This is a genomic window from Micromonospora sp. NPDC051925, assembly GCF_044548625.1.
In the GTDB taxonomy this organism is placed as follows: Bacteria; Actinomycetota; Actinomycetes; order Mycobacteriales; family Micromonosporaceae; genus Micromonospora.
Genome location: NZ_JBIUCH010000010.1, coordinates 263,177 through 274,211, shown reverse-complemented (window position 1 = coordinate 274,211; position 11,035 = coordinate 263,177). Strand labels below are relative to the sequence as shown.

10 protein-coding genes and 1 pseudogene are annotated in these 11,035 nt (G+C 66.2%); 5 read left to right on the top strand and 6 right to left on the bottom strand.

Annotation, left to right across the window (positions count from 1 at the left end; translation table 11 throughout):
• The first annotated feature begins 494 nt into the window (after positions 1–494).
• From ACIG87_RS16330 to ACIG87_RS16320, 3 genes are read left to right on the top strand one after another with little or no spacing between them, the layout of a single operon-like run.
• Complete coding sequence (locus ACIG87_RS16330; protein ID WP_396851312.1) at positions 495–890, top strand: hypothetical protein; 396 nt, start codon at positions 495–497, stop codon at positions 888–890.
• Positions 887–1,174 carry a hypothetical protein gene (locus tag ACIG87_RS16325; protein ID WP_396851311.1) on the top strand — a complete coding sequence of 96 codons (288 nt, stop codon included), beginning with the start codon at positions 887–889 and terminating at the stop codon, positions 1,172–1,174. The genes ACIG87_RS16330 and ACIG87_RS16325 overlap by 4 nt, the downstream gene beginning before the upstream one ends.
• A 51-nt stretch (positions 1,175–1,225) precedes the next feature.
• Positions 1,226–2,704, top strand: a complete 1,479-nt coding sequence (locus ACIG87_RS16320; RefSeq protein ID WP_396851310.1) for an FtsK/SpoIIIE domain-containing protein — start codon at positions 1,226–1,228, stop codon at positions 2,702–2,704.
• Between the two features lie 29 nt (positions 2,705–2,733).
• Here ACIG87_RS16320 and ACIG87_RS16315 read toward each other — a convergent pair whose 3' ends face one another.
• Together ACIG87_RS16315 and ACIG87_RS16310 are read right to left on the bottom strand one after the other, a co-directional pair.
• Positions 2,734–3,072 (bottom strand): hypothetical protein, encoded by a 339-nt coding sequence (locus ACIG87_RS16315; protein WP_396851309.1) that lies wholly within the window; start codon positions 3,070–3,072, stop codon positions 2,734–2,736.
• 127 nt (positions 3,073–3,199) lie between these two features.
• Positions 3,200–3,793 (bottom strand): hypothetical protein, encoded by a 594-nt coding sequence (locus tag ACIG87_RS16310; protein ID WP_396851308.1) that lies wholly within the window; start codon positions 3,791–3,793, stop codon positions 3,200–3,202.
• Between the two features lie 435 nt (positions 3,794–4,228).
• On the opposite strand from ACIG87_RS16310, the gene ACIG87_RS16305 reads away from it, so the two are divergent.
• Entirely contained in the window at positions 4,229–5,599 is a 1,371-nt protein-coding gene (locus tag ACIG87_RS16305) for a replication initiator (protein ID WP_396851307.1), read from the top strand.
• A 187-nt stretch (positions 5,600–5,786) separates the two neighbouring features.
• Here ACIG87_RS16305 and ACIG87_RS16300 read toward each other — a convergent pair whose 3' ends face one another.
• The 4 genes and pseudogenes from ACIG87_RS16300 to ACIG87_RS16285 all read right to left on the bottom strand — a co-directional run.
• The gene (locus tag ACIG87_RS16300; RefSeq protein ID WP_396851306.1) at positions 5,787–6,356 is read right to left on the bottom strand and encodes a hypothetical protein; all 570 of its coding nucleotides are present in this window, start codon (positions 6,354–6,356) and stop codon (positions 5,787–5,789) included.
• A 95-nt stretch (positions 6,357–6,451) separates the two neighbouring features.
• Complete coding sequence (locus ACIG87_RS16295) at positions 6,452–6,883, bottom strand: hypothetical protein (RefSeq protein WP_396851305.1); 432 nt, start codon at positions 6,881–6,883, stop codon at positions 6,452–6,454.
• A 192-nt stretch (positions 6,884–7,075) separates the two neighbouring features.
• Positions 7,076–8,494: a recombinase family protein gene (locus ACIG87_RS16290; protein WP_396851304.1), complete on the bottom strand. Its 1,419-nt coding sequence runs from the start codon at positions 8,492–8,494 to the stop codon at positions 7,076–7,078.
• 21 nt (positions 8,495–8,515) lie between these two features.
• Positions 8,516–9,037 (bottom strand): annotated as a pseudogene (locus ACIG87_RS16285) (class I SAM-dependent methyltransferase); the annotation flags it as partial.
• Positions 9,038–9,441: 404 nt separating this feature from the next.
• Here ACIG87_RS16285 and rpsA point away from each other — a divergent pair.
• Positions 9,442–10,938 (top strand): 30S ribosomal protein S1, encoded by a 1,497-nt coding sequence (rpsA, locus tag ACIG87_RS16280; protein ID WP_396851303.1) that lies wholly within the window; start codon positions 9,442–9,444, stop codon positions 10,936–10,938.
• Positions 10,939–11,035: the final 97 nt, after the last annotated feature.

The window sequence follows — 11,035 nt, the reverse complement described above, 5'->3', positions numbered from 1 at the left end:
TCTTCGGTTGTCCTCACAAACCATCGATGATCAACGCGGTGGCCGTCTTCACGCCCACGCCACGCCCAACGCCGAAGCCAAGTGACGTTGGAGTACTAAGTAGGGAAACTCGTACGCACCCCGGCTTCCGGGGGGTTGACCCTGCTGCCCTCGCGCCTCCGTCGTCCTGGCCCTGATCGCCGGAACCCGGGTGCGCGAGCGTCTACGCCGATCCCGCTCGGCCGTCCGCTCGTGCGGGTCGCGTCGAAGTCGTCCCGGTCCTCGGGCGGCGTCATCCGTTCTCGCCTGTCTGTCTGGAGGTTCGTCATGTCCCGTCACGCCTGCGCCACTGTCACCGCACCGATCCGGTCGTGCCTCGTGCCGACTTGCCGGAGTCGCGGCCCGCCCTGATGGCCCGCTCCGCTGCCCCTGTCCCGACCAGGCACCACCTGCACTACCTGCACCACCGCACAACCTGCACTACCCAACCAAACCCCTTGTCTTTGGAGCTTTTCGTGAACAGCATTCCTGTTGATCTTTCTCGTCTGTCCGGCCTGCTCTGCGTGGCCGCACCCGAACCCAAGACCGACCTCGACGGCGAACAACGCAAGGACCGCGACGGTAACCACCTGTGGGTGACCGGGATCGCGGTACGTCGAGCAGGCACCCGCAAGGCGTCGGTGATCGACGTGCAGACCTCCGCCGAGCCCGAAGGCGTCACGGAGGGAAGCCCGGTCGGCGTGACCGAGCTGGACGTGTCGCCGTGGGAGATCGAGGGCCGACACGGCTTGTCCTACAAGGCCGCATCGATCTACCCGAAGCGACCCGGCAACGCGGCCGGCGGTGCTTCCTCGCCTGGTGTGGTGCCGGGTCCGCCCCAGCGGGAGCGCGGCGCTAAGGGCACCGCATGACCGCCGCCGAAGCCACCTGGGCCGATGACCGGCCCGGCACCAGCGAACTGGACGTGATCCGGCTCATGGCCTCCGACGTCGCCGGCCTGACCGACGCGATCGAGTCCGCGCCGCCGGCTGCCCGGTCCCGCCTTGTCGCGGAGCTGGCCGGCTACCTCGGTGAGATGGCGGCGCGGTGCCGCTGGCTGGCCGGCGTCCTGGCCCACGGGTTGAACCTGAACGGCACCTACGCCGACGAGTCCGACTACGCCACCCACCACCCGATGTGCCGAACGGAGGACTGACTGATGCCGCCGGCATTGGCACCACCGCCAACGCCCGCGCCGTCACCATCGATGACCCCCGGGATTCCCGGCTTCACGCCGCGTTTTCCGGGGGTCACCCTGGAACGGCTCCAGGCATGGCTACCCACCATCATCACCGTCGCCCTGACCGTGGCCGCCGCCCTCGTGCTGCTGCTCGTCATGTCGCGGCTACTCCACCGGCTGGCACCCCGCGTGCACTGGTACGTGGTCGGGTTCCCGCTGATGCGGATACGGATGCGGCATTCCTGGCGGCACCTCTGCCTCAACGCCGATCTGACCGGCACCGACCGGCCGACCACCGGGCAACTCGGGCCGCTGGTCGTCAAGGGCCGACCGATCATGCCGGTCCTGCCGCTCCTGACCCGCATCCGACCCCGCACGTTCGGCGCAACGGCGGTGATCCTGCTGCACCCCGGGCAGATCCCCGAGCCGTTCGTCAACGCGGCGGAAGCGATGGCCCACGCATGGCGCGTCCACGCCGTCCGGGTCGACCCGAGGCAACGCGGCCGGGTCCGGTTGACCATCCTCACCGCCGATCCCCTCACCACCAACCACCGCGACGATGCCGCCGACTGGGCCACCGGTCCCGCCCCGGCATCGGCTGCGGGGACGTCCCGCTCCGACAGAGGAGCGGCCATCGAGGCGGCGGCCAGCACGACCCCGACTGTCGTCGCCGGGGCCGATGCGGCGGCTGTTCCGGGCGACCTGGCGGCGAACGTCGGTCACCGGGAAGACGGCCGACCATGGGTGATCGACCTGGTCACTTTCCCGCACTGGCTCATCACCGGGGCTACCCAGTCGGGCAAGAGCACGCTCATCAACGCGGCCGTGGCACGGTGGGCGGCCCGACCGATCGCCCTGGTCGGCATCGACTGCAAAGGCGGTATGGAACTCGCCCCCCACGCACCCCGCCTGTCCGCGCTCGCCACGGACCGGGCGGAAGCGGCCGATGTCCTGGCGCAACTCGTCACGGAGACACAACAACGGATGCGTCTGTGCCGCCAGCACGGGGCACGCAACATCTGGCAACTCCCGCCGGCCCTGCGACCTGTTCCGGTGATCGTCGTGGTCGACGAGTTGGCTGAGCTGTACCTTGTCGCCTCACGGGCCGACAAGGACGAAGCCCTCCGGGCCACGACGAACCTTCTCCGGCTGGCGCAACTCGGCGCGGCCCTCGGCGTGCATCTGGTCGTGGCCGGGCAACGGGTCGGCTCCGACCTCGGCCCCGGCGTGACCGCACTACGCGCCCAGCTCGCCGGACGGATCTGCCTACGGGTCAACGATGAGGAAACCGTCGACATGACGCTAGGTGACCTCTACCCCGACGCGGTGGAAGCCGCCCAGCAGATCGACCCCGCCGCGAAGGGCATCGCGGTCACCACCGCCAATGAGGCCGGGTGGATTCGTGCCCGCTCGGTCTACCTGCCACCAGAAACCCTGGACACCGTCATCACCGCGACAGCACACCTGGCACCGCGACTACCAGGGCTGACCCCGCCGAACCCGTGAAGGGAGACACGCACCGAGGCTGACCGAACCTAAATGTCAATCTCGTCGTCATTGTCGGGTGCCGGAATCCAGTACGGTTCCCGTTCAACCGGCACAACAAGCGCCGCCGCCGGACGCGACCTCGCCCACCTCAGAACCTCGTCGCGGGTGCCTTCAATTCCCGCCACCCCGGCCGTCTGACCACCTGGCATCTCGTCTACCCAACTGGCAGCCCAGACAATTTCCCGTTCCAGGTTGCGGCCTTTATGTATATACACCGTGCCGTGCCCGGGGCGGGGATCGGTTATCACCTGTGCGGGCGCGATTTCTTCGTCACGAATCTCGGGCGGAAGATAATAGGCATTCGTTCGGCGGCGAGGTTGCTCCATGCGGAGGATGCTACCGGACTGACTGAGATCCGAACCGGAAAGCGGATCGAGCCCCGCGTGATCATTCGCTTGGTCACGCGGGGCTCGACCGTCTGGTGTTATTCAGGTACCGCTCGTCTCAGGTGCGTCAGGACGGGCTCCACCCCGAGCCGTACCAGGCGCTGCCCATCTGCGGCGGGTCGTCCAGGTTGTACGCCCCGGCGGAGTTGCGGTGGAACTTCGGGCTCTTGACGAAGGTGTACCACCGGCCCGGGTACGAGCTGGACGGGTCCGTCCAGTCGAACTGGTGAGCCACTCCGGCATGAGCGACGGTGCTCTCATAGGCGATGTAGCCGCCTGATCCGAAGCAGCTCACCAAGGCCCCGGCCCCATACGGGCCACCGCTCCAGGTCTGCAACGTCGAACCCCCGCTCACGGGGTAGCCCTCGGGGTGGGCGCTGCTGAAGTACAGCCGCTCACCCGACGCCCGGACCTGCTTCGTGCCGCGCGTCGACTCGAACTGGAAGGGCTTCGACGTAGTGGTGCCTCCGCTGAACTTCACCTCGATGAAGAACTCGGTACTTCCCAACGTGGTGCCGTTGTAGCCGTAGATGCCATCGCCGCTGAACTCGGCCCAGTAGTTCGCGACGTAGTACCAGCACCCCAGCACCGAGCACGTTCCGCCGTTGGCCCGGACCTTTGACGTGTCCGGGCAGATCCACGCACCCTTCCGTGCGCTCACCGGACTGGAGCACTGGTCCGCCCCAGTTGCGGTCACGGCTTCGGTGTACGCCTTCGTCGTCGTGCTCGGTCGGGAGTCTGCGACTGCGGGAGCGGCGCTCACGGTGAGCCCACCGACAGCCACCAGCATTGCGGCGAGTAGCAGTCTTGCGAACCGTTTGACCATCGCCTCTTCTTCCTTCGAGGGTGTCCGGCAACAGCCGTGCAGCCGATCGCCGTTCACCTTGACCTCAGGGGATGGGCACACAGGAAATCCAGGCCCTTAATCGAAAGACGTCCCCGTGCCTCAAGTGAACGCTATTGATGAACCCGCCCAACACGCAAGGTCATCGATTGTCGGAGTTCGACTCCGACAATTTCAGCGAAACCTGTAACCGAGATTATCTCAACGAGGATTCCCATGCGCGAAAGCCACTCAAATGGAGATTTGCAACGGTTGACCTTCACCGACCGAGAGATCCTGACCACCGCCACCCACCCCGACTTCCGGGCATGGCTTGCCCGCATCCGCCACATCGGCGGCTGTCAACACCCCGTTCACCTCGTCGGCCACACCCTGACCGTCGACGCCACCACCGGCCGCCTGGTGGACGCCTTCACCAGCGCCGAGCAACCACACGGCCGACTCACCATCGCCTGCGGCAACCGCCGCCAATCCCGCTGCGAACCATGCGCCCGCCTGCACCAGGGCGACACGTACCAACTCGTGGTGTCCGGGCTCGCCGGAGGCAAGTCCGTCCCCGACACCGTACGGACGCACCCGCGCGTCTTCGTCACCTTCACCGCGCCCAGCTTCGGCCCCGTCCACCGGCACACCACCGACAAGCCCTGCCGGCCGCCCCGCCCACGTCGCGGCCTCGTCTGCACCCACGGCCGACCCCTGTGGTGCCTCGACCGCCACGCAACTGACGATCCGCCGACCGGTTCCCCGATCTGCGGCGACTGCTACGACTACCCGGCCGCCGTGCTCTGGAACGCGCACACCCGCGAACTCTGGCAACGCCTGCACCGCAACCTGTACGAAGCCATCGCATCGTCGCGGAGCATCTCCCGCACCGCCGCACGCAAGACAGTCCGTATCGCCTACGCCAAAGTGACCGAGTACCAGAGACGCGGGTCAGTCCACTTCCACGCCGTCATGCGCTTCGACGGCCCCACACCTGCCACCCCACCGCCAGCCTGGGCAACGCTGCCACTGCTGATCCAGACCATCCGCACCGCCACCCGCCGCGTCCACCTGGCCGTGCCCGGCCTGGATGCCATCCTCCGGTTCGGCGCACAACTCGATGTCCGACCCATCCTCCCCGGCCACCAGGGTGACGACCTCACCGAACGCGCCGTGGCCTCCTACATCGCCAAGTACGTCACCAAACCCGATGTCGCCGGCATCACCGTGGACCGCCCCATCCGCGACGCCATCACGATCTCGGTACTTCCTCTCACTGAGCACGCACGCACGCTCATCCGCACCTGCTGGAGTCTTGGCAGACGGCAGGAATACAAGGCCCTGAACCTGCGGCGGTGGGCGCATCAGCTCGGCTACCGAGGCCACATCGCCAGCAAAAGCCGGGCCTACTCCACCACCTATACCGCACTACGCGCCGCGAGGGAGGAGCACCGCCGCGACCAAGCCGAGGAACGTTTGCCCGACTCTCCGAACACCATCACCGACAAGCAGTGGACCTATACCGGCAACGGTCACACGCCTGGACAAGCCATGTTCGCCGATGCCATCGCAGATGATCTGCAAAGCGCTCGGGAGGCGGCGCACGACGCGCGCATGGGGGGTGAGCCTGATGGGCCTTGAAACCACCCCCACCCGTACAACGCGCCGCGTTTACGGGCTGCCTGGTGATTCTGCGGGTAGACGACAGCAGCGCCACGTCGAGCACGTGCGAAAACTGCTCGATAGGTGGCCTCCATTGACTGAGGAACAACGCTCAACACTTGCGCTGATCATTCGAAAGACACAATCTTCGCTACCAGATCACACACTATGCGCCTTTACCGCCATGAGCGTAGAAGCCGAGGGCAACAACAACCAATAGAACACCTATGAGTATGCCCAATAAGAAGCGTCCGGGCTTAGGCTGCGGAGCGACGCGGCTAGCCGCCATAGCGAGGTTCTCGGATGCGCCAAGAATGGCCGAGATGCTGCTATCAAAATCTCCGTGCGCCCGAACAGCGCCGAGTAGCTCCCTGATTTCCTGAGCCGCCACATGCATCTCGGCAGTGATATCGCGCATCTCCGCGGCAATATCCCGGAGCCCTTCGGGGACATTTTCGAGGTCGCCAGCAGCCCTGGAGATGGTTGAGGCAACCTCCATGTTAATGCTGTTTGATGAGACGATGAGCATCTCGGCAACGTCGACATTAATGCTACGGCTGGCCGCCCAGAGGGCTTCCGCAACATCGGCGTTAATATTATGCGCCGCCGCGCTGAGGGCCAGGGCGGTGTCAGGCGAAATTACGCCGTCTCGCAGCGCTTTCGTTAGAAGCGTACCTAGCTTGGGTGCATCATGCGAGATCTTGTCCAGGACGGCCTTAGTCTTACTGTCCACCATCTCTATATGGCCGAAGTTGTGGCCATTGACGATGGAGCCGGAGCCGGAGACTGTCTGACTCGAAGGCAATTCCCATTCCGGGCTAGAGGCTGCCATTAGATCGCCGCCCCGGAGGCTGGATTGATGCCCCCGAAGTTGTTTCCATTGATAATGCTACCCGAGTCGGAATTAGTCTGCCTCTGGATGGCGTATCGTTGAAAGTTGTTGCCCTGTGGCAGCAGATGCGCAATCTCGCGTGCAAGATCAGGGTCGGCCGCCATTGCTTTTCTGATCTGCAATTGCAGCGCGATGTCGCCGCCCTCTTCCCCCGCCGCAATGTCGGTTACGGCCCCTTCGATTACCTGCCGGGACTGCTCTCTGCGGAGTAGGCGATTGAGAATGTGGTGCCCAATACCAATCGTAGCGTCAGAAGCACCCTCGATCACCGTGCTTCGAACCTTGTCAAGGGTGCTGACTCCATATGCTGTCACGGCAGCGGTCACGTAAGGCATCACGGAAGCAGCGGTCTCGGCAACATCGAAATCCATCTAGCATGAATACAGCAATCCGAAGTGACATAGAAGCACCTTGCAACGATGCTTCATCGATTGTCGGCTTTCCGACTCCGAGTGGACAACGCAGCGAGAGTCGCGGCTCCCTGACGGGGCGACGATCCCGCGTGGCTTGCCCCGATCGATGCATCTCGGTGGCCGACCAAAGTTTGACGCTGAGCGGCAAGCTCAGCTCGTCGGCCGCGTCGACTTCTTCGGTGTGATCCGAACAGTCGTGGGGTCGAACCCTTTCCGCCCCCGGACTGCCGGCAGGATGGCGACGTCCATGAGCGTTGCGATGATCTGGCGGCGCTGGTCGTTGGTAATCTCGTCGGAGTGCCACCACGCCCGTACGTCCGGGGCGGCAATGGCCGGGCCAAGAACGTCAACCCGGCCAGCGTCTGCCATCCTCGCCTCGATCTCGGCAATGTCCGCCTCGGCAGCCTCGGTTCCGGCGAGCATTGTTGCCCTTGGGATGCGCTTCTTGGCGTAGTCGATGCCGAGTTGCTTGAGCAGGACCCGGGTTGCCTCCAACTCCTCACGGAGCGCGTCCACGTCGGGCCGCTCGTGGTCGACGAGCAAGTCAGCGCCGTCTCGCTCGATGAGGGCGATGACAACATCGCTCACCAGCTCGTCCACCGGCTCCACTGCCCGACTGACGTGCTTCCCGGTGCGACAGGTGTAGTTCTTGGCTCCGGTCTTCGACTGGCCGCTCATGTTGACGGTGTCGTCACAGACGCCACAGCGCGCAAGCCCGGTGTTCAGCCCTTTGGCGGACTTGCCGGTTCTCCTACGTGCCGGGTTCTCCAGGATGCTCTTGACCGCCCGCCACGTGGCCTCATCCACCAGGCCCGGCCAGGCTGCCTTGGTCACCACCTCGCCCCGGTGCGAACGCAAGCCGGCATTGCGCGGGCTGGTGAGCCACTTGCGTAGCGTCTCCGTTCGCCACAGGTTCCCCTGCCCGGTACGTAGTCCGGCATCGTTCAGTGCTCGGACCTGGGACGCGAGGTTGCCCTTGGCAAGGATCGCCCGGTAGACGTCCTTCGCCGCCTTGGCCTCCTTCTCCCGCAACGTCACGCGGTCAGGCTCGTACCCGAACGGCCGGGGGCCGGGGGCCGGGCGTCCCTTCTCGGCGTGCTGCCGGTTGGCCCGCTTCTGGCGCTCGGACTTCAACTCCGTCTCGTACCGGGCGTCACTCGCCGCGTTGTCGAAGAACTTGCGCCCCTGCGGCGTCGAGAGGTCGAACGTCATCCCGCGAGCGTAGGAGACGATCACCGGGTGAGGCGCGGCAAGACACGTCTCGTAGAACCGATACTCGTCCGTCTTCGTCTTCAACAGTCGCTCACTCGACCACGCGATGACCACACTGATCTCACCGGACGCGATGAGCTTCAACAGCCTCTCGAAGCCGGGCCGACGGCGGAGCGCGGTCTTGTCGTTGTCGACGAGCCGATGCGCCACGGGCCACCTGTTGTACTCCGCGTGGGCATCACAGTCCTCCCCTTGGCGCGCGATGCCTTCACCCTCGCGGCTGGTGCCCTTGTGCGGATCGTCAGAGAGGCGGAGGCAGATCGCGGCGCGTCGGTCCTGGCTGCTCAACAACGTCATGGGTAGATACTAGCAAGATCATACCCACTCGATCGGGTGGGTCACCGAGAAGACCCAGCGTCCGCCGGGGCGCAGCACCCGGTGCACCTCGGCCATCAGCGTCGCCGAGTCGTCGACGAACGGGATCGCCCCGAAGGCCGTACAGGCGATGTCGAAGGACGCCTCGGCGAAGGGCAGGGCCAGCGCGTCGGCCTGCACCAGCGGAACGCGTACCCCGCTGGTGCCGGCGGCGCGGGCGGCGTGCCGCAACATCCCGGCGGAGAGGTCGAAGGCGACCGGACGCGCCCCCTGGGTGGCCAGCCAGCGGGCACAGGACGCCGCCCCACAGCCGACCTCCAGGACCCGCCGACCGGTCACGTCGCCGAGCAGCCGCACGTCGGACTCGCGCAACCCCTCCGGGCACCAACGGAAGTCCACCTCGCCCAGGAACGCGCCGTGCTCGGCCTGGTAGTCGTCGGCATCGCCGTCCCACCAGCCGCGGTTGGCCCATCGCGTCTCGGTGTTGCCCACCCGACGCCGGATCACCCGCTCGTCGTCGTCCACCCGCTCGTCGTCGCCCACCCGCTCACGCTAGGCCCTGTGGTGGTGCCGCCCGCCGGACCCCGGCGTGCGCGGCGCGCCGGACGGCCGTACGCTGTCGGTCCCGTGGGGTGGATGTGACGGATGAGACACCGGAGGCGCTTTCTCACCGAAATATGCGCTTTCGCAGCTGACGAGGTCGCGAGGACCCGGGAGGGCTTGCACGCTGTGGTAATGCAGCGGGTAGGCTAGACGATGCGCTCGTGGATCGTGTACCTCGGCAGGGAGCAGGTGCGCGGTCACCGGAGCACCGATGATCTTCTCTTGGCGATCGTTCGGTGGACCCGGTGGCGGATCCGCTGGCGCGAACGGGTCACTGCGACACCACGCCTGCTGTGACAACCCATCCGACCGGAGCAACCGCCCACATGACGAGCAGCATCGAGGCCCCCTCGAGCGCCACCCGGGTCACCCACGACGATCTCGGTTCCGAGGAGGCTTTCCTCGCCGCGATCGACGAGACCATCAAGTACTTCAACGACGGCGACATTGTCGAAGGCACCGTCGTCAAGGTCGATCGGGACGAGGTCCTGCTCGACATCGGCTACAAGACCGAGGGCGTCATTCCCTCTCGGGAGTTGTCGATCAAGCACGACGTGGACCCCGCCGAGGTCGTCTCGGTCGGTGACCACATCGAGGCCCTGGTCCTCCAGAAGGAGGACAAGGAGGGTCGTCTGATCCTCTCCAAGAAGCGGGCGCAGTACGAGCGGGCCTGGGGCACGATCGAGAAGATCAAGGACGAGGACGGCGTCGTCCGCGGTTCGGTCATCGAGGTGGTCAAGGGTGGCCTCATCCTCGACATCGGGCTGCGCGGCTTCCTGCCCGCCTCCCTGGTCGAGATGCGGCGGGTGCGTGACCTGCAGCCGTACGTCGGCCGCGAGCTCGAAGCCAAGATCATCGAGCTGGACAAGAACCGCAACAACGTGGTGCTGTCCCGCCGGGCCTGGCTGGAGCAGACGCAGTCCGAGGTGCGCACCGAGTTCCTCAACAAGCTGCAGAAGGGCCAGGTCCGCAAGGGCGTCGTCTCGTCGATCGTCAACTTCGGCGCCTTCGTCGACCTGGGTGGCGTGGACGGTCTGGTGCACGTCTCCGAGCTGTCCTGGAAGCACATCGACCACCCGTCCGAGGTCGTCGAGGTCGGCCAGGAGGTCGAGGTCGAGGTCCTGGACGTCGACCTGGACCGCGAGCGGGTCTCGCTGTCGCTGAAGGCGACCCAGGAGGACCCGTGGCGGCAGTTCGCCCGTACCCACGCGATCCAGCAGATCGTGCCGGGTAAGGTCACCAAGCTGGTCCCGTTCGGCGCGTTCGTCCGGGTGGACGACGGCATCGAGGGCCTGGTCCACATCTCCGAGCTGGCCGAGCGCCACGTGGAGATCCCGGAGCAGGTCGTCCAGGTCGGCTCCGAGGTCATGGTCAAGGTCATCGACATCGACCTGGAGCGTCGCCGCATCTCGCTGTCGCTCAAGCAGGCCAACGAGGGCTTCGTCGAGGGCGAGGAGCACTTCGACCCGACCCTCTACGGCATGGCCGCGACGTACGACACCGAGGGCAACTACATCTACCCGGAGGGCTTCGACCCGGAGACGGGCGAGTGGCTCGAGGGGTACGACAAGCAGCGCGAGACCTGGGAGAACCAGTACGCCGAGGCCCGTCAGCGCTGGGAGGCCCACACCAAGCAGGTGCAGACCTCCCGGGCCGCCGACGCCGAGGCCGCTGCCAACCCGGCCCCGCCGGTCGCCACCGGTGGCACCACCACCTCGAGCAGCTCGTCGGCCCCGAGCCGGCAGGCCGAGGAGCCGGCCGGCACCCTGGCCACGGACGAGGCGCTCGCCGCGCTGCGGGAGAAGCTCGCCGGCGGCAAGTGATCCCTGCGGCTACTCCCACTCGGTGCGGCGTCTGACGTCGCCGCCGACCGGGAGCCGTCGCTGACGACGAAGAGCCCCGCCCCCGATCCGGTAGCCC

Excerpts from the sequence above, each read along its gene's own strand:
- ACIG87_RS16320 (WP_396851310.1), top strand. The coding sequence starts at position 1,226 with ATGACCCCCGGGATTCCCGGCTTCACGCCGCGTTTTCCGGGGGTCACC.
- ACIG87_RS16300 (WP_396851306.1), bottom strand. The coding sequence starts at position 6,356 with ATGGTGGACAGTAAGACTAAGGCCGTCCTGGACAAGATCTCGCATGAT.
- ACIG87_RS16325 (WP_396851311.1), top strand. The coding sequence starts at position 887 with ATGACCGCCGCCGAAGCCACCTGGGCCGATGACCGGCCCGGCACCAGC.
- ACIG87_RS16290 (WP_396851304.1), bottom strand. The coding sequence starts at position 8,494 with ATGACGTTGTTGAGCAGCCAGGACCGACGCGCCGCGATCTGCCTCCGC.
- ACIG87_RS16295 (WP_396851305.1), bottom strand. The coding sequence starts at position 6,883 with ATGGATTTCGATGTTGCCGAGACCGCTGCTTCCGTGATGCCTTACGTG.
- rpsA (WP_396851303.1), top strand. The coding sequence starts at position 9,442 with ATGACGAGCAGCATCGAGGCCCCCTCGAGCGCCACCCGGGTCACCCAC.
- ACIG87_RS16315 (WP_396851309.1), bottom strand. The coding sequence starts at position 3,072 with ATGGAGCAACCTCGCCGCCGAACGAATGCCTATTATCTTCCGCCCGAG.